Annotated in this window: 24 protein-coding genes; 11 read left to right on the top strand and 13 right to left on the bottom strand. The window is 70.3% G+C overall.

Features of this window, described 5'->3' with window-relative positions:
- The coding region (locus K6I33_RS13050) for a lasso peptide biosynthesis B2 protein (protein WP_229351189.1) at window positions 1-346 on the top strand (346 nt) is incomplete at its 5' end.
- 90 nt (window positions 347-436) lie between these two features.
- Here the strand turns inward: K6I33_RS13050 and K6I33_RS13045 are convergent.
- Window positions 437-1330 carry an aldo/keto reductase gene (locus K6I33_RS13045; protein ID WP_229351187.1) on the bottom strand — a complete coding sequence of 298 codons (894 nt, stop codon included), beginning with the start codon at window positions 1328-1330 and terminating at the stop codon, window positions 437-439.
- A gap of 14 nt (window positions 1331-1344) precedes the next feature.
- A complete protein-coding gene (locus K6I33_RS13040) occupies window positions 1345-2121 on the bottom strand; it encodes a reductase (protein ID WP_229351186.1) in 777 nt (258 codons plus the stop codon).
- Between K6I33_RS13040 and K6I33_RS13035 the strand changes: the two genes are divergently transcribed.
- Window positions 2096-2488, top strand: a complete 393-nt coding sequence (locus K6I33_RS13035; RefSeq protein WP_374284295.1) for a LysR substrate-binding domain-containing protein — start codon at window positions 2096-2098, stop codon at window positions 2486-2488. The genes K6I33_RS13040 and K6I33_RS13035 overlap by 26 nt on opposite strands.
- Window positions 2489-2537: 49 nt before the next feature.
- Here the strand turns inward: K6I33_RS13035 and K6I33_RS13030 are convergent, their stop codons facing one another.
- A complete protein-coding gene (locus K6I33_RS13030) occupies window positions 2538-3215 on the bottom strand; it encodes a hypothetical protein (protein WP_229351184.1) in 678 nt (225 codons plus the stop codon).
- 150 nt (window positions 3216-3365) lie between these two features.
- On the opposite strand from K6I33_RS13030, the gene K6I33_RS13025 reads away from it, so the two are divergent.
- A complete protein-coding gene (locus K6I33_RS13025) occupies window positions 3366-4433 on the top strand; it encodes a helix-turn-helix domain-containing protein (protein ID WP_229351182.1) in 1068 nt (355 codons plus the stop codon).
- 92 nt (window positions 4434-4525) lie between these two features.
- Here the strand turns inward: K6I33_RS13025 and K6I33_RS13020 are convergent, their stop codons facing one another.
- The 3 genes from K6I33_RS13020 to K6I33_RS13010 all read right to left on the bottom strand — a co-directional run bounded on the left by K6I33_RS13020 (window position 4526) and on the right by K6I33_RS13010 (window position 7352).
- On the bottom strand, window positions 4526-6007 hold the full coding sequence (locus K6I33_RS13020; RefSeq protein ID WP_229351180.1) for a flotillin family protein: 1482 nt from the start codon (window positions 6005-6007) through the stop codon (window positions 4526-4528).
- A 93-nt stretch (window positions 6008-6100) separates the two neighbouring features.
- Window positions 6101-6610, bottom strand: a complete 510-nt coding sequence (locus K6I33_RS13015; protein WP_229351178.1) for a hypothetical protein — start codon at window positions 6608-6610, stop codon at window positions 6101-6103.
- Window positions 6611-7148: 538 nt separating this feature from the next.
- Complete coding sequence (locus K6I33_RS13010; RefSeq protein ID WP_229351176.1) at window positions 7149-7352, bottom strand: cold-shock protein; 204 nt, start codon at window positions 7350-7352, stop codon at window positions 7149-7151.
- Between the two features lie 260 nt (window positions 7353-7612).
- Here K6I33_RS13010 and K6I33_RS13005 point away from each other — a divergent pair, with 260 nt between their 5' ends.
- Complete coding sequence (locus tag K6I33_RS13005; protein ID WP_229351191.1) at window positions 7613-8683, top strand: MerR family transcriptional regulator; 1071 nt, start codon at window positions 7613-7615, stop codon at window positions 8681-8683.
- A 22-nt stretch (window positions 8684-8705) separates the two neighbouring features.
- A complete protein-coding gene (locus K6I33_RS13000) occupies window positions 8706-9215 on the top strand; it encodes a hypothetical protein (RefSeq protein WP_229351174.1) in 510 nt (169 codons plus the stop codon).
- A gap of 366 nt (window positions 9216-9581) precedes the next feature.
- Here the strand turns inward: K6I33_RS13000 and K6I33_RS12995 are convergent, their stop codons facing one another.
- On the bottom strand, window positions 9582-10199 hold the full coding sequence (locus tag K6I33_RS12995; protein WP_229351172.1) for a hypothetical protein: 618 nt from the start codon (window positions 10197-10199) through the stop codon (window positions 9582-9584).
- Between the two features lie 121 nt (window positions 10200-10320).
- Between K6I33_RS12995 and K6I33_RS12990 the strand changes: the two genes are divergently transcribed.
- Window positions 10321-11220 (top strand): CHAT domain-containing protein, encoded by a 900-nt coding sequence (locus K6I33_RS12990; protein WP_308297144.1) that lies wholly within the window; start codon window positions 10321-10323, stop codon window positions 11218-11220.
- Window positions 11221-11418: 198 nt separating this feature from the next.
- On the opposite strand, the gene K6I33_RS12985 is transcribed toward K6I33_RS12990, so the two are convergent.
- Window positions 11419-11793: a hypothetical protein gene (locus K6I33_RS12985; protein ID WP_229351168.1), complete on the bottom strand. Its 375-nt coding sequence runs from the start codon at window positions 11791-11793 to the stop codon at window positions 11419-11421.
- A gap of 231 nt (window positions 11794-12024) precedes the next feature.
- Here K6I33_RS12985 and K6I33_RS12980 point away from each other — a divergent pair, with 231 nt between their 5' ends.
- A complete protein-coding gene (locus K6I33_RS12980; protein ID WP_229351166.1) occupies window positions 12025-12336 on the top strand; it encodes a hypothetical protein in 312 nt (103 codons plus the stop codon).
- Window positions 12337-12440: 104 nt separating this feature from the next.
- Window positions 12441-12974, top strand: coding sequence for a GNAT family N-acetyltransferase (locus K6I33_RS12975; RefSeq protein WP_229351164.1), 534 nt, complete (start codon window positions 12441-12443; stop codon window positions 12972-12974).
- Between the two features lie 102 nt (window positions 12975-13076).
- Here K6I33_RS12975 and K6I33_RS12970 read toward each other — a convergent pair whose 3' ends face one another.
- On the bottom strand, window positions 13077-14291 hold the full coding sequence (locus K6I33_RS12970) for a glycosyltransferase (RefSeq protein WP_229351162.1): 1215 nt from the start codon (window positions 14289-14291) through the stop codon (window positions 13077-13079).
- 446 nt (window positions 14292-14737) lie between these two features.
- On the opposite strand from K6I33_RS12970, the gene K6I33_RS36315 reads away from it, so the two are divergent.
- Together K6I33_RS36315 and K6I33_RS12960 are read left to right on the top strand one after the other, a co-directional pair.
- Window positions 14738-15745, top strand: coding sequence for a NucA/NucB deoxyribonuclease domain-containing protein (locus K6I33_RS36315; RefSeq protein WP_229351160.1), 1008 nt, complete (start codon window positions 14738-14740; stop codon window positions 15743-15745).
- Between the two features lie 3 nt (window positions 15746-15748).
- Window positions 15749-16288 (top strand): hypothetical protein, encoded by a 540-nt coding sequence (locus K6I33_RS12960; RefSeq protein ID WP_229351158.1) that lies wholly within the window; start codon window positions 15749-15751, stop codon window positions 16286-16288.
- A 178-nt stretch (window positions 16289-16466) separates the two neighbouring features.
- Here the strand turns inward: K6I33_RS12960 and K6I33_RS12955 are convergent, their stop codons facing one another.
- The 3 genes from K6I33_RS12955 to K6I33_RS36585 all read right to left on the bottom strand — a co-directional run bounded on the left by K6I33_RS12955 (window position 16467) and on the right by K6I33_RS36585 (window position 18493).
- Complete coding sequence (locus K6I33_RS12955) at window positions 16467-16805, bottom strand: hypothetical protein (protein WP_229351156.1); 339 nt, start codon at window positions 16803-16805, stop codon at window positions 16467-16469.
- Between the two features lie 699 nt (window positions 16806-17504).
- Window positions 17505-17879 carry a hypothetical protein gene (locus tag K6I33_RS12950; RefSeq protein WP_374284291.1) on the bottom strand — a complete coding sequence of 125 codons (375 nt, stop codon included), beginning with the start codon at window positions 17877-17879 and terminating at the stop codon, window positions 17505-17507.
- Window positions 17816-18493 (bottom strand): Imm49 family immunity protein, encoded by a 678-nt coding sequence (locus tag K6I33_RS36585; RefSeq protein WP_374284277.1) that lies wholly within the window; start codon window positions 18491-18493, stop codon window positions 17816-17818. Before K6I33_RS36585 ends, K6I33_RS12950 begins: the two co-directional genes overlap by 64 nt.
- 487 nt (window positions 18494-18980) lie before the next feature.
- Here K6I33_RS36585 and K6I33_RS12940 point away from each other — a divergent pair, with 487 nt between their 5' ends.
- Window positions 18981-19688 carry a response regulator transcription factor gene (locus tag K6I33_RS12940; protein ID WP_229351151.1) on the top strand — a complete coding sequence of 236 codons (708 nt, stop codon included), beginning with the start codon at window positions 18981-18983 and terminating at the stop codon, window positions 19686-19688.
- Here K6I33_RS12940 and K6I33_RS12935 read toward each other — a convergent pair.
- Window positions 19649-20596, bottom strand: a 948-nt coding sequence (locus K6I33_RS12935) for a cell wall metabolism sensor histidine kinase WalK (RefSeq protein ID WP_229351149.1), incomplete at its 5' end; no start/stop codon positions are given. The two genes, K6I33_RS12940 and K6I33_RS12935, sit on opposite strands and share 40 nt — an antisense overlap.

Below are 20596 nucleotides of genomic sequence, written 5' to 3'. Positions count from 1 at the left end.
CCCGCCGCCCACACCGCCCGCTTCCTGGCACACCTGCCGCCCAAGTACATCAAAGCGGTGCTGCGCACAGCGCGCCGAGGAGCCGAATCCGCCCCCTACGCGACCGCGTTGCCGGGAGCACATCACCGCCGTCAGCGTCCTGTGCTCCGGCCGCTACTGCCTCCGACGGTCACTGGCCACCGTCCTGCTCTGCCGCCTCGGCGGCACCTGGCCCACGTGGTGCACCGGCGTACGCACCGCGCCCTTCGCCGCGCACGCCTGGGTCGAGGCCGAGGGTCGCCCCGTCGGCGAACCCGGGGACACGGCGGGCTACCGGCCCATGCTCACCGTGCCGCCACGGTACTGACGTGCGGGAGTCCCACGGGTTGGCTTACGGATGAGGACCGGCGCGGCCTGACCGCCTTGTTCCGGCTGACCCGCCTTGTTCCGGTCCACCTCAACCCGGCAGTGCGTCCTCGAGCCGCGTCAGTTCCTCCGTGGTCAGCTTGAGGTCCGTGGCCCTGGCCGAGTCGGTGATGGAGGCCGGGCGGCTGGCTCCTGGTACCGGGATCACCGCCGGGGAACGGGCGAGCATCCACGCCAGGGCGATCTGCTGCGGGCTGACGCCGCGGTCGTCCGCGACGCGGTGGAAGGCGGTGCCGACCGAGGTGGGGCCGGTGGGGCCGGAGGGGCCGTCGAGGGAACTGCGCGAGATGCCGCCCAGCGGGCTCCAGGGAAGAAAGGCCAGCCCCAGCTGTGTGCTCAGCCGCAGCTCCGCCTCACTGTCGCGCACGGCCGGCGAGTACTGGTTCTGCACGGAGACGAGTCCGTCGCCGAGGATCGCGTGTGCTTCGCGGATCTGGGCGGTGGTGACGTTGGAGATGCCGGCGGCGCGGATCGTGCCGGCGTCGCGCAGCTCGCGCAGTGCGCCGACGGACTCCGCCCAGGGCACGGCGGGGTCCGGCTTGTGCAGCTGGTACAGGCCGATCGCGTCGACGGCCAGGCGCTGGGCGGAGGCCTCGGCGGCTCGCTTGAGATGTTCCGGGGTGGCGGTGACGGTCCAGCCGCCGTCGCCGGGGCGCCCGCGGCCGCCCTTGGTGGCGACCAGGATGCCGGAGGTGTCGCCACCGTAGCGGGCCAGGGCGCGGGCGATCAGCAGCTCGTTGTGGCCGACCTCTCCGGCGTGCCAGTGGTAGTTGTCGGCGGTGTCGATGAGCGTGACACCCGCGTCGAGGGCGGCGTGAATGGTGGCGATGGCCCGCGTCTCGTCCGGACGGTGCTCGATGGACAGCGGCATGGCGCCCAGGCCGATGGCGCTGACCATGGTGTCCGCGATGGTGCGGTACCGCATGATGGCTCCGTTCCTCAGGCAGTGGGTGACGGTTCGGTGGTGAGGGTTTCGGCGACGGCGCCGGGCAGCCAGTCCGTGGTACGGGAGAAGGAGAAACCCAGCTCCTTGGCGCGGGCGTTGCTCATGGCGTAGTGGCGGTCGAAGGAGAACGGCGAAGCCTCCTCGCCCGCCGGGACGGTCCGGTAGACGGGCTCCCGTCCGGCCTGCGCGGCGATGGTCGCGGCGAGGCCGCGCACGTCGAGCGGGCCGTCGGAACAGGCGTTCAGCGGGCCGGTGAAGTCGGCCATGGTCGCCCACAGCAGTAGGTCGGCCAGCTCTTCGTAGTGGATGAACACCGTGGGCAGCGCTTTCGCGTGCACGGCGATCTCTTCGCCCTGGGTGATGCGCTCGGTGTAGTGCGCGAGCCGGCCGGTGAACTCCTGTGTCCCGCCGCCGAGCACGTGCGCGCTGCGCACCGAGGTGAACTCGAAGCCGCCGGCGCGGGCGAAGACGGCCTCCGCCTGACGCTTGCCCTCGGCGTAGTGCGCCTCCAGGTACACGTTGTCATGCCAGGGAAGGTCCATGGCCACCAGCCAGGTGGCCGGGTCCACCATCTCCTCCGGTACCGGCGTGCCCGGTGGGACAGCCGGCAGTGCGGCGGTCGCGGGATCGTAGACCTCGATCGTCGACGTCATGACGTAGCGCCGGGTGCGGCCGGCGAAGGCGCGGGCGGCGATGGCGGCCTGCACGGGGGTGTAGCAGACCTGATCGACGACCACATCGAAGCTGCGGGAGGCGAGCGCGGCCGTCAAGGCGGCCTCGTCATCGCGGTCGACGACGAGGTGCTCGCTGGCGGCCGAGCCCTGGGTACTCGGCTGCCTGAAGACCGAGGCATACCTGCGCCGCTACGCCGAGCGCGCCGGCTTCGCACCGGAAGTACGCGGCACGACCACCGACTACTTCTTCGCCCGCTCGCTCGTCGCCGCAGGTGTGGGAATCTCCCTGATCCCTTCTATCGCGCTCGCCCCGGAGATCCCTGGCCTTCGCGCCGTCCCGGTCAAGCCGCCGGGGCCGATCCGGCACATCGGTGTCGCCGCGATCAGCCGTAGCGGACGGCCCCACGTCACGACGTTCATCCAGGCCCTTCGAGAGCAGGCGTTGCAGCAGCAGAGTCGGTGACTTAACGAGCCGAGGCGGCGGCACCAACACATCCCCTGTGCGGGATTGCTCAGCTGTACGAGATGCGCTCGACTTCCATCAGCTGCGCGGCACCGATGCGGCCGTCCTCCAAGGACAGGAGCCAGGGCAGCAGTTCCGGTGTGGCGTGCACCTCGTCGTAGCAGCCGAGGTGAAGGTCGGCGAGTTTGCCCTCGAAGAGCCACCAGTCGAGTGCGTCACTGAGGTGCAGGTCCGCTGTCTCAGTGCGGGTTCGGGCCCACGTGGTCAGCCAGGGGGCGAGGGTGCCCGCGGTGACCGCGAGCGTCTCCAGCACGTCGGTGACGTTTCCGGTGCTGGGGTGAGTGTGGAGGAACGACCGCCACCAGGTGTGCCACACGTTGTCCAGCGCCGCGCGCTCCGGCGTGGTCCAGTCGCGCCAGCCGGCGGCGAGAAATCGCGAGGCGACCATGTTGTGGATGAGCTCGTCGGCAATGAGGAGGCGGACGATCCGGGGAGTCAGCTTGCGGTACAGGCCCGGGAAGTCCTCCCAGTGGTCGGGTGTCTGGATCGAGACGTGCGAGATCAGGTCCTCCTGTATCTCGTGCAGGGGACCGGCCAGGGCTTCGAGATCGGCTTCGCTGTAGCAGTAGGTGCAGCCGCCCACGGCAACCGGCAGTTCGGCGCGTGGCGCAAAAGCAGCATCCAAAGAGTCGAGTGCGTCTTGGAGCTGCTGGTGTGGGTCGGTCATGAGGTACCTCATGGGACTCCGTCCGGAAATGCCGGAGAAGAGAGCGACGCTACCACGTGCAGGGCGCGCTCCCGCAGGAATTCATCCCAGGGCAGTATGCGTAAATAGAGGGTAAAACGGCACGTCGAGCGGTTGAGTGGGAGAACACGGGTGGAAGCGAGGACAGGGCCGGAGCCGTATCTGGAGGGATACGAGAAGATCCTCACCGATGCGGCCGGCACGGGACGCAGGCCGGACCGGACGCAGATCGACTCGCGGCGGGTGAGCGGCGAGCAGGCGGCGGAGGCCGGGTTGTCCTTGCGGTCCTGTGTGGCCGCCCATCTGGCGGCCACGCGGCGGCACTGGCCCGTGGGGCGCACTTCCCCGTCCGACGTCGACCGCGTGCTCGGTGCCGCGGAGCAGGCGATCGACGCGTTCGCGGAAGGGTACGAGCGAGCCCAGCGGCTCGCCGCGCGCCAGGAGGAGGCGGACCGGCGGGAGTTCGTCGACGACCTGCTGCACGGCCGGAGCGATCTCGGACGGCTGGCGGCCCGGGCCGAGCGGTTCGGGCTGCTGCTCTCCCACGCCTACGCGGTGGCGGTCGCCGAGGGAGCGGAGCCGTACGACGACTTCCATCCGGTCACCCGGCGGGTCGGAGACTCCCTCGCCGGCCGGTTCGGCAGCCGGAACATCCTCATCACGACCAAGGACGGCCGGATCATCTGCATCGCCCCCGGTGACCAGACCGACGTGCCGACGCACTTCGCCAAGCAGGCGTACGCGGCGATCGCGGCAGGCGGCCGGATAGCCATCGGCAGGGCCAAGAGCGGTGGCGGGGGAGTGGCACACTCCTACGAGGAGGCTCTCTCGACGCTGGAACTCGCCACGCGCATGGGCTTCGACGAGCCTGTGCTGAGGGCCTCCGACCTGCTGGTCTTCCCGGTGCTGGCCCGGGACCGCCAGGCGCTGGCGGATCTGGTCCACACGACGCTGGGTCCTTTGTGCCAGGCCCGCGGCGGGGCGGTGCCCCTGCTGGAGACCCTGACCGCCTATTTCGACGCGGGGTGCGTATCGGCGGAGACCGCCCGCACGCTGTCGCTCAGCGTCCGGGCGCTGACGTACCGGCTCCGCCGCATCCACCTGCTGACCGGCTGCGATCCGGCCGATCCCATGCAGCGCTACACACTCCAGACCGCCGTCATCGGAGCCCGGCTCCTGGACTGGCCCGCGCGGTCCTGAACGCTGAACGCGGCAGAAGGCGCCGTACACGGCAGTACGACGCGTACGCGGGCGGTGGGGTCGGCCCCACCGCCCGCGTACGACGAGTTGTCCTACTCGGTGATCGTGATCTTGCCGTTGTGCGCATCCCGCGCGGTGTCCCGGACAGTGTCACGGACAGCGTCCTGGGCGGGCTTGTTCGTGGTCAGGCCCTTGAGGAGACCGGCCAGGTCGACGCCCGTCGTGGAGCCGATGAGCTCCATGCCCTGGGCGACGTTGTCGGCGACGGTACGGGGCAGCTTGCCGGCACCGTCGGTGGAGATGACGGTCAGCTTGTCGATGGCACCGAGCGGCTCGGCCGCCTTGCCGACGACCTGGGGGAGTACCTCGACGAGCATCTGGAGGACGGCGGCCTCGCCGTAGCGCTCGAAGGCGTCGGCCTTCTTGTTCATCGCCTCGGCCTCGGCGGCGCCCTTGGCTGCGATGGCCGCGGCCTCCGCCTCGCCCTCCTGACGGACGGCGTCCGCGATGGCCACGCGCCGGGCGCGCTCGGCCTCACCCCGCTTGGCACCCTCGACGGCCACGGCCTCGGCCGCGGCGATCGCCGCCAGACGCTCGGCCTCCGCCTGCTTGACCCGGGCGACCCGCTTGGCCTCCGCCTCCTGCTCCGCCTCGTACCGCCTGGCGTCCGCGGGCTTGCGCACCTGGGTGTCGAGCTGACGGTCGGTCAAGGCGGCCTGCCGCTCGGCGACCTTCTCCTGCTCGATCAGGACCTGCTGCTGGCGGTCGGCCTCGGCCAGCGGTCCGGCGGCGTTGGCCTGCGCGGCCGCCGCGTCGGTCTCGGCCTTGATCTCCGCCTGCCGCAGGTACAGGGTCCGCTGCGCGACCGCGATCTCCTCCTCCGCCTTCAGCCGGGCCTGTTCGGCCGCCTGCCGGGCGTTGGCCTCGGCGATGTCGGCCTCCTGCATGGCCCGGGCGGCCTCGGGCCGGCCGAGGTCCTCCAGGTAGGAACCCTCCGTGGTGATGTCCTGGATCTGGAAGGCGTCGAGGACGAGCCCCTGCCCGGACAGACTGGCCTCGGCCTCCTCCGCGACCTGCCCGGCGAACGCGGCACGGTCACGGATGATGTCCTCCACCGACATCCGGCCCACGATCGACCGCAGGGCACCCGACAGCACCTCCTGGGTGAAGCCGACGATGCCGTCCTGCTGCTGAAGGAAACGCTGGGCGGCGGCGCGGATGGCCTCCTCGGTGCCTCCGACCTTGACGATCGCGACACCCTCCAGATGGGCCTTGATACCCCGCAGGGTCACCGCACCGCGCACGGCGACGGGTATGTGCCGGCTGGACAGGTCGAGCACGAACCGCTGCTGGACGAACGGGACCACGAACACCCCGCCGCCGACCACGACCTTCTGGCCGCTGTTGTCGGTGAACACCTCCCCGGTCCGTGGATCCGTGGACGTCTTCCCGCGCCGGCCGGTGATGATGAACGCCTCGCTGGGGCCGGCGACTTTGTAGCGGGTGACGACGGCCAGCGCGAGCAGGACGAGAAGTACCACCACTCCTACGACAGCGGTGACGACTGGGCTCATGGAGAATCTCCTCCTCTGCCTCCCGCGTTTCCGGGGGACGGCAGGTCGTACGGGCAATACAGGTAATAAGGGAAGGGGGTTTGCCGGCGCTCTTCAGCACTCGACCGCGCGCACGCTCACCGATGTGGACGACGGAGCGGCGGTGACCCACACCTCCGCGCCCCGGGCCAGCGGCGCCTCCGCCGTGGCGGCGTACTTCACCGGCTGCCCGGCCAGGCGCAGCAGCACTTCGCCGTAGCCGTCAGCCGGAATGGCGGTCACCACGGTGCCGGCGGCCCCGACGAGATCGTCCATCGTGGGCGCGGCCGGACCGCCACCGCGCAGGAGGGCCCTGCTGCACCGGTAGGTCAGCCAGCCGGTGCCCACCCCCGCGACGCTCCCCGCGGCGGCCGCCGCTCCCGCCCCGAGTCCGGTGGACCCGAGCACGACCGCCCCCGTGAAGCCGAGCATCGAGACGAAGCCCGCGATCACCGGAAGCGACAGCCACCCGTCGAACAGCCCTCCCAGGGCACCGTCGAAAGCGCTCTCCAGTACCCCGTCGAACACCAGCGAGAGGACCAGGAGCGCGATCCCCCCGATGCCGAGACCCAGAAACAAGCCCATGAGCACCTCTCACGTCTTCCGACAACCCCGCTGGACAACGGCATCGTGCCGCCCGAAGCCCGCCCCGCACATTTCCGGATCCCGGCAATCTTTACGACTTTTTAACGCCCTGCCCTCGCGATGACGTGACCCGCGTGGGGACGGGCGGCTCGCTGAGCGGCGTCTCCGTGCGACGGACACGCGGATCGACTGGACGGCGGTGAGGATGGGCACGTTCTGTGGGCGCCTGACACAGCCGCTGGGGTGCCAGACCTGCTCTGGTCGCGTGAGGGCCTCCGGTCGTCGGAGGGTTACTACTTGCGCAGAGTCTCGATTTCAGCGGCCAGCACGGCCAGGGCGCGCACGTGCGTGTAGTACCTGGTCGCGTACTCGTCGTCGATCGCCGGGAGAACCTTTTCGAACACCGCCGTCAGCCGGATCAGGCCTTTGCCTCGCTGCCCGCCGAGCGGGCTTCAAGCTTCTCTTCGAACACGCGTGAGTTCTTGCCGGATCACACCCGGTGAATGAACCAAAGCGGTCACGGCCTGATGCGTCGTCTTCAGATGGCGCTTACCCCCGTCGCCTGCGGGCCCTTCGTGCCTTCGCCAATTTCGAATTCGACCCGCTGGTTCTCCTCAAGGGTCCTGAAACCCCTCCCCTGGATCTCGCTGTAATGAACGAACACATCGGTACCCCCGCCGTCGGGCGTGATGTACCCGTATCCCTTTTCGGCGTTGAACCACTTGACGGTGCCCTGAGCCATGGTTGCGTCTCTCTGCTGATGGCTGCTGATGGTCGAGTGCCCAGATACGGGCAGGGTGAGACATACCCGTCATGGAAGTGTAGGGACCAGGGGTCACTCAAATGGTGGCAGACCGTACTGTTGCTGTCCCGCACCGCCGGAGCGGCCAACCAACCCTGTGGACGTTTCCGGTCACAGCAGTAGGTGTTGCTGGCCATGAGGTTGGTGTCGTTGCTCGCCGGTGTTGACCTTCGAGTTGGTTGAAGCTTGATGATGGCGCGGTGCCAGATGATGAGCTGATGCCGATAGGGGCCTTCGCCCAACGCAGTGGTCTGACCTCCAGCGCGTTGCGGTTCTATGCCGACTCCGGGCTGCTGCCCCCTGCCGAGGTCGACCCGGTCTCGGGCTACCGCTACTACAGCACCGACCAGGTGGCGCGGGCGACCGCGCTGCGTCAGCTCCGCGAGCTCGCCATGCCCCTGGCTGCTGTCGAGGCGGTACTCGGTTCCGGGGCCGACGAGGCTTCCCGCCTACTCGATGAGCATGTCGCCAAGGTCGTTGAGGACGCGGCAGCCGTGCAGCAGAAGGCTGCTGTCATCAAGTCTGCGCTCGGCAATGCGCCAGGCCTTCCCATCGCGGTGGTGAAGGGGCCCGTGCTGGCGGATGCGGTCGAGCAGGTGCTGACCGCGGCCGCGTATGAGCCCGGGATGCCGGCACTCGCCGGTCTGCGCATCGAAGCAGGTCACGAAGCGGTCGCCCTGACCGCGACGGACCGATACCGGCTCTCCACGCGAACCCTGGTGCCGACTGAACCACCGAGCCAGACGTGGGCCGGCACGGTCAACGGCGACGAACTGCGGGCTGCGGTCGCGGCGAGCCGCCGCAGCCCGCTGGTGCGACTGGAAGCGGTCTCGAACGGGATCTGGTTCCGCGTGGCCGACCGAGAGGACCGGCACTGCCGGTTGCTGCCCGAGGAGTTCCCCGACTATCGGCTGATGCTCGCGTCACTGGGCGAGGTCACGACTCGCGCGACCGTCTCGAAGGATCTGCTCCTGCGAGCCCTGGAAGAGCACCCTGGCGAGCGCATCGGGCTGCATGTCGCCGACCACGGAGTGAGCGTCATGTCAGCAGACGACGGGCGCCCCGACATCCCACTCCCGGCCACCGCTACGGGCCAGGCCCTCCATATCTGGTTCGAGCTGACCACGCTCTACCCCGCCGTGAGCACAGCGATCGGTCCCGACGTACTGCTCGACCTACGGGGACACGACCAGCCCGTGACGATCCGCTCTGCCGATCGTGGCGATCTCACCACCCTGGCCATGCCCATCAAGCCCGACCACTCCGCCTGAGAATGACAACGAGGAGCAGTCCATGACCACCGCCCCCGCCAGCCCCGACCCGACCATGGAAGCAATAGGCCACGCCGTCGCCGAGGGCCGAGCCGGTAACGGCGCCTCCGCCCGCCAGAAACTGCTGGGCCTGTGGTCCGCGATCGGTGTCACCGGTGACCCGCTGCACCGGTGCTCGCTGGCCCACTACCTGGCAGATCTCTACGAAGATCCCGCCCAGGCCCTCGCCTGGGACATCCGGGCCCTGGACGCTGCCGACGCCATGACCGAGCAGCGCGTCCAGGAGCACCACGCCGGCCTCAACATCGCCGGCTTCTGCCCCTCCCTGCACCTCAACCTCGCCGACAACTACCGCCGACTCGGCTCCTTCGAAGCCGCCACCAAACACATCAACGCGGCCAAAACGCACGCCCCCAGCCTTTCCCAGGATCCCTACGGTGACCTTCTCCGCGGCGCCATCCAAGAGGTCGCCGAGGCCATCGCCCGGCGGGATCGGTCACGGCGAGCCTCTGCGCCCGGTTCCGCTGCGTGACGCACAGGAATGCACCCCTCACCGTGGAGGGGCGGCGTCGATCCCCATCTCGGCTGCAACGTGGGCGATTGGTCTCGTACGGCATCGCTCGGCTCAAACGCCCCGGCGCCGCGCGCGCCGACGCAGTCCGACTTGTTCGCGCGGGCGCCCGACCGGCTGGACCGCGCCCGCGCCGCCCACCTGACCAACCTGGCCGTCATGCTCCTCGAACGTCACCGGCACACCGGTGCGGACGGCTCACTGACGGAGTCTCAGGAGGCTCAGGAGGCACTGACGCAGGCCCTCGCGGCCACGCCCGAGGACGATCCGCGGCACGGCATGATCCTGCTGAACCTCGGCACCATGTTGCACACCGGATACCGGTGCTCACGAGACCCCGCCGCCCTGCGGGCCTCGGTCGACCGCACCCGCGAGGCCGCCCGGTCGGAGTTCGGCACCCCAGTCCAGCAGTTGGAGACCTACGGGCTGTGGGGACAGCGGGCCGCCGAGGCCGGCGACTGGCGGGAGGCGGCCGAGGGCTACCGGGAGTCGGTGGCGCGGCTCGCCCAGGTCGCCCCGCCCCATCTGCACTCCAGCGACCAGGAGGAACGGCTCTCCCCGTACTTCGGGCTCAGCCCTGACGCGGCGGCGTGCGCCCTGGACGCGGGCGACCCCGTCGCGGCGCTGCGGGTCCTGGAACAGGGGCGCGGCATCCTGCACGCGCACGCCCTGGACAGCCGCGACGACCTCTCCGCCGTGCGGGCCGCTGCCCCCCGGCTGGAGTCCGTGCGACGCGAACTGCACGCCCTGCGGGAGGCATCGCCCGGTCCGGGTGAGGAAACGGACGTGGACCGCCGGCACCGGCTGGGCGAGGAGTGGCACGAGGCCCTCGCCCGGGCCCGGCGGCTGCCCGGACTGGCGGACTTCCTCGCCACGCCCGACGAGCGGCGACTGCGTGCCGCCGCCTCGGGTGGTCCGGTCGTCGTGGTCAACGTCAGCGGTCACCGGTGCGACGCGCTGGTCGTCACTGGCGGCACCGGCCTTGACGTGGCCGTGGTGCCGCTTCCCGGTCTGAGCAAGGCCCGGGCGGAGGAGCGGGCGGACCGGTTCCACCGGGCCGTCCGCCGTGCCAACGACCCGGCCGTCTCCGTGGTGGAGCGGATCACCGCCCAGACCGGCGTCCGGGACACCCCGCTGGCTGTGGGACAGGGTGTGCGAGCCCGTCGTGGAGCACGTGGAGCACGTAGAGCGGTCGGACGGGTGGTCCGGCGGCCCGCGCCGCGTCTGGTGGTCACCGACCGGGGCCCTCACCCGGCTGCCCCTGCACGCCGCGGGCGACCACACCGCCACCGGCAGCAACCCGCGGCCCACCGTGCTCGACCGCGTGGTGTCGTCCTGCACCCCGTCCCTGCGCGTGCTGGGAGCCGCCGAGCCCGCCACACCGACGCCCCACGCCCGGCCGCTCGCCGTGGCCCTCCCGCGAACCGCCGGATACCCGGATCTGCCGTACGTCGCGGAGGAGGCCGCCGTACCTCGGGACCTCCTGGCCCGGGGCACGGCCCTGATCGGCACCGAGGCGGAGCGAAACCGTGTTCTGCACGAGATCCGCACCAGTACCTGGGTGCACTTCGCCTGCCACGCCGTCACCGAGCCGTATGCCCCGTCCACCAGCCACCTGGTCCTTCACGACGGGCCCCTGACCATCACCGAGATCTCCCGGCTGCGGCTGGGCGGAGCCGCGTTCGCCTACCTGTCCGCGTGCGGAACGGGACTGGGCGGCCCCCAGCTGCCCGACGAGGCGCCGCACATCGGCGCCGCGTTCCACCTCGCCGGCTTCCCCGACGTGGTCGCCGCCCTCTGGCCGCTCGCCGACGACTTCGCCGTCCGCGCCGCCCGGGCGTTCTACCGCGCGGCCGAGCCCCCCGGCCGCCCCGGCGCCCTCGCCCTGCACCGGACCCCGCACGCGCTGCGGGACCCGATGAACCCGAGCATCTGGGCGGGGCTGCTGCACCTCGGCAGGGGCTGACCGCCACGGCCCGTGCATGGCGCGGCCCCGGGCGGACGCTGGAAGCAGGGACAGCGATTCGCCCGAGGGGCCTGGACTCAGCCGTACCCGCAGAGTGCCCCCAAGCTGCGGAAACTCGCAGCTCAGGGGTTACCCCGTTGTTTCTTCGACGAGTACTCCAGGGACCCCTGATGGCCGGGGTGGTTGGTCTTCTACGGCTTAGCGTTCGCGGAAGCCGCCGAGGAAGCGGCGGAAGACGCCACCCTCCCGGGGGAGTGGGGCGGACGGGGGTGGAGCCGTGGGCCGCTCGTGGGCGATCGGCTTGTCGTAGTCGGCCCGGACGATGGCGTCGACGGTCTGGTCGACGTCGAAGTCCTCGGAGCCCTCGATGCATGGCACGAAGCCGACGAGGACCCCGTCCCGCATGACCTGTGCTTCGAGGCCGGCTGTGTCGTCGGTGTCCCAGACCGCCTCGCGGCCGTCGCGCAGGACCACGCGCACGCCGATCTGGTAGACGCCCTCGCGGGCCAGGCGGGCATCCGTGCCCCGCTGCCGCAACGCGTCCACGACGCGAAGCGCTCGCTTCTCGTCCATGCGGCCACGATAACGCCGGGGGCCCTCGTGCACCGGAGATCGCCCGGGCCGACCGGGCCCTGACCGTGGAACCGACCCCGAACGGGGAAGCGGGTCGTCATCCGGTCGGGTGGCAGTGTGGGAGTGGCCGTAACGGAGTGCTTCGAGGAAGGGGACCCTTGAAGCAGCTGGAGCAGCAGCCCGGTCCGCGCGGGCCCCTTGGGGGAGGGAATCACAACCATGATGAAGCTCATGTCCGTCACCCGCGTCGCGCTGGCCGCCGGTGCCGCGTTCCTCCTGGTCACCGGCTTCACCCTCGACGCCCAGGCGGCCACCGGTACGTTCGTCTACGACCGGATCGACGGCACTCATGGGGCGATCAGCAACCCGGTCAACGGCAGGTGCTACGACTTCGACTCGCCCGCCTCCGGTGCCGACAACCAGACCGACACCGACGCCGTCATCTATGACACCTACGGATGCAGCGGCACGAAGCAGTCGCTGCCCAAGCGCACGGGCGAGTCCTGGGGATCGTACCGGGGAGAAAGCGTGATCTTCGGCTGACAGCCGGCACAGGGCTTGCGCCTCTGACACGGGGTTCTCCTCCGGTCCAGAGCTGTCGCGGCCGGATTACCACTGAAGCCCCGCCGTCGCGCAAGATGAGCCGTATGACCGAGATCCACACCCCTCGCCTGCTCCTCCGGCGCTGGCACGACGACGACCTCACCTTCATGGCGGACATCAACGCGGACCGGCGGGTCATGCGCTGGGTGGACGACGGCTCGACGCTCGACCTCGACACCACCGCCGAGGAGATCGAGCGCTGGGAGGAGGAGTGGGACGAGGAGGGCTTCGGCCTCTTCGCCGTCGAGCTGCTGGGCTCCGGTGAGCTGATCGGCTTCACCGGGCTGTACGTGCCGGAGTTCCTGCCGGAGGTGCTGCCCGACGTGGCGATCGGCTGGCGGCTCGGCGCCCAGTTCTGGGGCCAGGGGTACGCGTCCGAGGCCGCGCACGCGACGCTGGAGTTCGCGCTCCAGGACCGGGGGCTCGACCGTGTCATCTGCGTAAGCCGGCTGGGGGACACGGCCTCCTCGAACATCGCCGACAAGCTCGGCATGAAGCAGGAACGGGAGACGACGCATCCGGTGCACGGCTTCCCCCTGGTCGTGCACAGCATCGATCTCACCGAGTTCGAGGCATAAAGTCCCGTTCCGTCGTCGGGAGGGGCTCACCAGGAGCCCCTCCCGCATCAGGCGATGCGACTCAGCACGGTCGGGTCTGCAGAGAACGACATGCCCTCGGGTTCACCCGGCGTCCTGTGAGCCGATGTGGGCGAGCAGTGAAGCGGCGCCGTCCTCTGCGGCGATCCCGCGGGCGAGTTCGGTCGCGCGGTGGCGGTGGGCGGGCTCGGACAGGCAGGCCGTGATCGCGTCGCCGAGGGCTTCGGCGGTGAGGTCCTGGAACGGCAGGGGCCGAGGGGCAACCCCTAGCTGGTGCAGCCGGGACGCCCAGAACGGCTGGTCGGCCATGACGGGTACGGGTACGGCGGGTACGCCGGCCCGCAGTCCGGCCGCGGTGGTACCGGCCCCGGCGTGGTGGACGACGGCGGCGGTGCGAGGGAACAGCCAGTCGTGCGGGACGTCACCGATGGCCAGGACATCGCCGCCGCAGCCGCTCAGACCGGCCCACCCCGCCTGCACCACCGCGCGCACCCCCGCCCGCTTCACCGCCGCGGTCACCAGCTCACTGAGCCGTTCCCCCTGCCCCGCCGCCATACTGCCGAACCCGATGAACACCGGAGGCGGACCGGCCTGGAGGAAGTCGGTCAGCTCGGCCGGGGGCTGCCAGCGGTCCGGCCGCGCGGGCCACCAGTAGCCCGCTACCTCGACCCCGGACGGCCAGTCCTGGGGGCGTGGCACCACCAGTGGGCTGAAGCCGTGGAAGACGGGCCGGATGTCCCCCGGTGCCGAGGGTGCGTCGGCCGGCAGCCCGAGGCGGGTGCGCAGCCGGGTCACGGAGCCCGCGAAGACCCCTTCCGCGCGCCTGAGCACGTCCCGGCCCGCGGCGAGGTTGCCCTCCGGCCCCAGGCCGTCGGCGTTCCGTGCGTTGGGCAGCGGGAATTCTCCGGTGGCGAAGGCCGGTACGAGATAGGTGCCGATGACGGGGATGCCGAACGCTTCGCCGGTCGTCCGGCTGAGCGGTGCCGGGCCAGAGGCGGTGAGCAGCAGGTCGGCTCCGCCCGCCACGGCCTCTGCCACCCCGTCGGCGAGCCCGTCCGCGTACGCCCTTGTCAGCGCCTGGGCCTCCTCTCGCGACGTCGCCCGGGACCAGTCCCGGATCAGCCCCTGCGGGTCTCCGGGCACAGGCCGGTAGTCGAGACCGCACCCGCCGACGAGCGCCGCGAAGGGCGGGTGCGCGGCCACGGCGACCTGATGCCCCGCGTCCAGCAAACGCCGCCCCAGTCCTGTGAACGGCGCGACGTCTCCCCGTGAACCGGCGGTGATGATCAGAATTCGCATGGAGCGATTCTCCACGGCGCCCGGTCACCGCCGCCGGCCAGGAGGGCCCCTCAGCCACCAGCGGCACCTCGCCCCGGCGGACGAGACCGTGCTGCACGGCCTCGCGGCACGGCATGGCGTGGACAACTGCGGCACCGACACCAGTCTCAGCCTCAACTCGCCGCCGCACAGTTGCCCTCACACCGTCGGCCTCACGCCGTCGCCGCGCCGCGAACCGGGCCCTCCGCTGGCTGACGCCGTGAGCCCTGGCTGAAGGCGGCCAGGCCTTGTGATGCCTGGGCATGCCACTGATCTTCGTCAAGGTGGCCCCTGGTGGGGAATCGGTCATACCGGCAGCGGGAACCGGCCAGTCCCCTCGGCGTGCCGGGACCTGTGCGGTGGGTGGTGCCAGGCTCACAGCGCCGTTCACAAGGGCGTGAACGGCGTTACGGGGAAAGGGAGTTCACGTGAGAAGCAGAGGTATAGCGATCGCCGCTTCCGCGATGGCGTTAATAGGTTCGGCGCTGGCCGGCACGGCTCAGGCCGCTCCGTCCGAGGAACTGTCACTCAAGGTGGAGCAGACGCCCGCGCTCCAGGCAGCCGACGCGATCGACGCCGCGTGTGCGCCGGGGCTGAACCGGACACACGAGTGTCAGGTGGTCAACGCCACCGTCACGGTCCTGCGCAACCGCGTCCCGGTCGGCGAAGCGAGGTTCACCATCTCGCACGACATGACGCTGCAGGTCAAATCCCGCAAGTGGGAGGAGAGGATCAGCCTCGGCCAGGCCACTCTCATCGGCAACGCCAGCGGGATCCGCATGAGCCTGAACGTCTCCTGTGGCAACCCGTGCTCGGCCAACAGTGACTTCGGATCCCACACCCTCGGGGCCCCGAAGTCCGCAACGGTCCACTACACCGACAACATCGGCACCTTCAAGCAGCACGGCACCGCGTCCCGCTACGCCTACTCCTTCGTCAAGGCCGGCCACACGCCCGGTGCCTTCGCGTACAACTCGCCCAGCTACCGCTGCGACGACATGTTCGCCAAGAAGCCCGGTAACACCAGGCCCCGTCAGTCGCCCGGCTGCGTCTTCCCGCAGTACACGCCGACGCTGACCGACATGGCCGGCCTGCCCAACATAGGGCCGGGCATCCGCGCCATCCAGGCTCGCGGCGGACACTACGGCCAGCCCGGCTCCGGCCACCCGCTGCACTACCTGACCGACAAGACCAAGTCCAACGCCAACCGCAACGCGGTGTGCGCGGGCAGGACAGCCCCGCCCGGATCGGCCGGCCCCTCCTGCGACGAGTACCCCTTCGCCGCGACCTACGAGGGCGGCACCGCCCTGCCTGCCGGCAGCCGCGGCATCACCTGGGTCCCGGTCCGGGAGAACAACCGGCAGGGCGGCATGATCAACAAGTTCGAGCTGGCCAACCGGCTCCTTGACCGCGACGCCTTCTGGGTACAGGTCTGACCCATGAGCACCAGCCTCCGCGTCTACGCGTCCTACCACCAGTACAACCTGTACGAGACCGATGCCGAGGACGACGACCTCGAGCTCGACGACGACCCCGGCAACGGTCTGGTCCGCGTCAACACCACCGGCGACTACGTCACCGTCACCACCGGCACCCAGACCGGACTCGTCACGGTGACCTACCAGGTCCTGGAGGCCGCACCACCTCTGGACGCGGCCCCGTGGGACGAGGTCGTGGAGGTCAGCACCCGGTTCGCACCACCAGGCGCCGGCATCACCTCCCCCGAGGACGACGGGGAGACTGCCTCGGTACAGCCGGACGGCGCGGAGTACGGCATCGTCCTTCCGGGCACGGACGGACAGCCTCGCTGGTGGCGGATGCGCTTCCACGCCCGAGGCCGGGACCACAACCTCGCCGCAGCCGGCGACGGTCAGGCCGGTGAGGAACATTTGATCCTCATCTGGCCCGCCGACCAAGCCCCAGAGACCTGCCACAAGCTCACCGACCAGACCGGCAAGCAATCCCGCAACGGCGTCTGAACCGCCGACGGCGTCTTCCGAACCGAGCACATCACGGAAGACGCCGTTCGCTTGCACGCCCGCCGCCGAGAGCCATCCACTCGCGCAGGCGCGGGGGTATCTGCGAGCACCGTGGCTGCGAGGTCCCCCGCGGACCGGCTTCCTTGGAAGCACACGGGGACGGGCGGGGTGGCGGCTTTCAGCTGACGATCAGTGCGGCCACCGCGACGTGGGCGAAGAGCTGCATGGCCAGGAACCCACCCCGCGCCGCTCGCATCCCCCGCCGGCGCCCCGGCACACCGGCGGCCAGGGACCCGCAGACGGCCGACACGACGAATGCCGCGTAGGCCCAACCGTCAGGCACCCGCGAGCAGCCCTCGCCGTAGGTGACGCAGCGGCCGCCGTAGTCCGAGGCCACGTACAGGAGCCCGCAGGCGAGCACGGTCGGGATCAGCAGGATCAAGGCAATGCCCGCGCTCCGCTGCCGCACGCGATCCTGAATGAGGCTCTTGTTCACGGTGGTGTCGGTTCGGCTCATGAACACCATCCAACGCCGCCCGCCCCGTCCGGCGGATCGGTGTTCGTACTCAAGTCGGCTTGAGTAGCTCACCTCGCTTCCGCCCGTACCAAGGCATGAGTAACCGGCGTGCAGGGAGCTGTACGGCCGTCGGCCGGTACCGGGCTGTGTCGTGCCGGCCGGGTAACGATGTCGGCGCGCCCGCCGCGCGTCCGGGCGGCACCTGCCCCGCTCGGGCATCTCGAAGAGCGGTTCGGTTTCGAGTGGGCCCACGACGTGCGATCGGAGCAACTGTTGGCCGCCGATCCGCTGCTCCCCGGTCGTGCGCGCCGGAGCGGGCGGAGGCGGAGAGGCCGGGACGAGTTCGGCGTCGACGAGGACACCGGACGGCGCTCCGTGCTTCATCCGCAGTCGCCGAGCAGCGCGGCTGCGGGGACGTTGCGGACCGGCACGCCCAGGTACACGTGGCCGGGATGGCACGCGGACGAGCAGAACACCGCCATCACCTCACCTTCGGCATCAGCGGACCTCCGCACCCACGGCGAAACCCCGGCCCAGCACCGTCATTCGCGACCACGACCTGCCGCAGCCGGGGCACACCATCCCTGCCCGTACGAGCCCGTAGGAGAAGGGCGGCGGAGCCGCACGGGTCTGGCTCCGCTCGCGATGAGGTGCCGTCGGCCGTCGACGGGGTTCAGAGAGGTGCTTGGCGCGGGGGCTTCAGAACGTCCGCTCCGTGCGCCACGTGGCCTGGATGGCGGGAGCGTTCACATTGGTCGTGGCCCCTGTGAGGTGGCGGCCGGCGTCGAGGGAGCCGATGTAGCGTCCTTTGGCGCCGTCGGACCAGGGGATGACGAAGTAGACGTAGTTGCCGTCTACGAAGCCCTGCTCGATGGGGCCCGTCGCGCCGTTGCTGTTCGTGGCGGTGCCGGTGAGGTTGCCCTGGGCGTCCTGGGCCACGGTGAGCGTGGCGTTGATCAGGTTGGTCTGGTACACGGTCCAGGTTCCGCCGGCGTTGAAGCCGGGAGCTTTCACGATCCGCGCGACCGCGGCCGATGCGGATTGCGGGTGGGCGGCGTCTGCGGCGGGAGCCAGGGCAATGCCGCCGAGGCCGACAGTGAGTGCGATGGTGACAGCGGCGATTCTGGTGCGCATGCGTAATCCCTTCGAAGCAGGGGGAGTTGTCCGGCATGGGCTGGACTGTGAGTGATGAGCATGACAGTGGCGAATGGCCCCGCGCCATGGGTCACCCAACTGGGTGACCCATGTTCCCCTCGATGCCCGGCCGCTATCCAGCCGTCAGCCCCGGGATGGGCCAGGTGGCCGGAGCGGACGTCCGGCTTCCACCTGTGCACCTGGACCGCGAGGGCGGTCAGGGCCAGCGTGCCGAGTGGCAGCAGTGTCCTGGGGGCCGGATCGGCCATCAGGCCCTGCCGGTTTTCGGTGAGCCGGGCCACCAGGGCATGCTCGAATGCCTGCTGATCGTTGTTGAGGAGTACGCGCAGCAGACGCTGGTCCGGCGTCAGGGGACCGGTCGCGTCCAGCCGGCGGGCCGCCTCGGCGCGCTCGCTGGCAGTCGGTCGCTGGAGGGGTACCGTCGGCCAGTGGCGGGGGAGGTGCCCGCGCGACGGGGTGAGGTAGAGGCACAGCGCGTCCATCGCCGCGAGGTCCGTCGCCTCCGACGTCGAGATCAGCCTCGAATACGGCACCTCGTCGCGGATCGCGGGGGCCAGTGGGTCGAACCGACGGACCCGCTGAACGATGTGCAGCTGCTGTCCGTGTACAGGTTGGCGTCCGTGTCGGTGTCGTTGGTCGCCTGGCGGGCCCCGCCCGGGATGGACAGGCACACGCCGTTCGGCGTCGAGCCGAGGAACGTCCCAGCTCCCGTATCGCCCCGGGTGTCGGGTCCGCCCGCGCGGACAAGCACCCGTAGAGGTCCGTCCGGAAGCATGACGGTTCCGAGAGCCCCTTCCGCTTGCCGACCCACTCCAGCACACTCATCACACGGCCTTTTCGTGAACACCTGTAGCTTGTCGCAGAGTTCAGGATCACCGGCGACGCGGCTACGTCGTATCGGTTGCGGGAAATGCGGTCGGCGTATTTCGGCCGGGCAGCTGGACCTGTACGGGATCCTGTCCGCATTTGTTTACGGTCCGGGGAGCGAGGGGCCTTGTTTGAGGGGGAGGGAGGGTGCCGTTGAGCGCTCGGATATTGGTGGTTGAGGATGACGAGAAACAGGCTCGACTGATCCGGGTCTATCTGGAAAGGGAAGGAAACGCGGTGCAGGTCGTGGCGGACGGCCGTGCGGCGCTGGAACGGGCTCGTTCGTCGAGGCCGGATCTCATGGTTCTCGATGTGATGCTGCCGCTGGTCGACGGGCTCGATGTGTGCCGGATTATTCGCGCCGAGTCGGATGTCCCGATTCTGTTGCTCACCGCGCGCTCGACCGAGGAGGATATGCTCCTCGGCCTTGACCTCGGCGCTGATGATTACCTCACCAAGCCGTACAGCCCCCGTGAGCTGGCGGCCCGGGTGCGGGTGCTGCTGCGCCGTTCCGGCAGGTCTGGTGGGGTGGCGGAGCCTGTCGTACTGCGGGTGGGTGAGGTGGAGCTGGACACCGCGCGCTTCGAGGTCAGGGCGGCGGGTCGGCTGGTGGCGGTGACCGCGAAGGAGTTCTCGATCCTGGAGGTACTGGCCCGCGAGCCGGGCCGGGTCTTTACCCGGGCGCAGATCATCGAGCGGGTCTTCGGTTTTGACCGGGACGTGCTGGAGCGGACCGTGGACGCGCATGTGATGAACCTGCGGCGGAAGTTGGAGGCGGACCCGCAGCGGCCCCGGTACCTGGAGACGGTGTATGGGCGGGGCTATCGTTTCGCGGACGGCTCCGGCCCGGCGCCACCGTGATGCTCCGCGGTGAGGACGACCGTGAATGTCGTGCCCACCCCGACCGTGCTGCGTACATCGAGCGTCCCGTCATGGTCGGTGACGATCTGGCGGGCGATGGACAGCCCCAGGCCGCTGCCGCCGGTCGCGCGGCCTCGTGAGGGGTCCGCCCGCCAGAAGCGGTCGAAGAGATGCGGCAGGTCCTCCGCGGATATCCCTGTGCCGGTGTCGCGGACTTCCACGATGGCCAGTGCGCCGTCCGGGATCAGGGTCAGGGTCACGGTGCCACCGGGCGCCGTGGCCCGCAGGGCGTTGCTGATCAGATTGCCGACGACCTGGCGTAGCCGGTCCGGGTCGGCGCTCACGTGTGTTGTCCGTGGTGCCTCCAGCTCGAGTGTGACGCCTGCCGTCTCGGCTTGGGCGCGGTGGGCCCGGAGGCTGATCTCCAGGAGCTCGCGCAGGTCGACTTGGGTGCGGTGGTAGGCGAGGGCGTTGGCTTCCGCGAGGGCGAGGTCCTGGAGGTCGTCCACGATCCGCTGCTGCAGCAGTGTTTCCTCGTGGAGGGAGTCCAGCAGTTCGGGGGTGGGTTCGAGGATTCCGTCCCGCAGGGCTTCCAGGTAGCCGCGCAGGTTGGCCAGCGGGGTGCGCAGCTCGTGCGCGATGTCACTGCTGAGGCGGCGTTGGCGTTCCTCGCTTGCCTGGATGGAGGCGGCCATGTGGTTGAAGGCGTTGCCGAGCTGGGCGATCTCGTCCCGGCCGGATACGGGCACTCGCCGCCTCATGTCGCCTTCGCCGAGTCCTTTCGCGGCGAGGGTCAGGGCTCGGACTGGGCGCAGCACGGCTCTGCTCAGGAGCGTCGCGGCTAGGACGGCCGCAGCGGCGATGCCTGTCGCGGCGGTCACCGTGGGGGCGGTGGCCAGGGCGGGGGG

Source organism: Streptomyces sp. UNOB3_S3, assembly GCF_020740895.1.
Taxonomy (GTDB): domain Bacteria; phylum Actinomycetota; class Actinomycetes; order Streptomycetales; family Streptomycetaceae; genus Streptomyces.
Note: the sequence above shows the minus strand (reverse complement) of the source record. Positions and strands in the feature narration are given on the sequence as shown.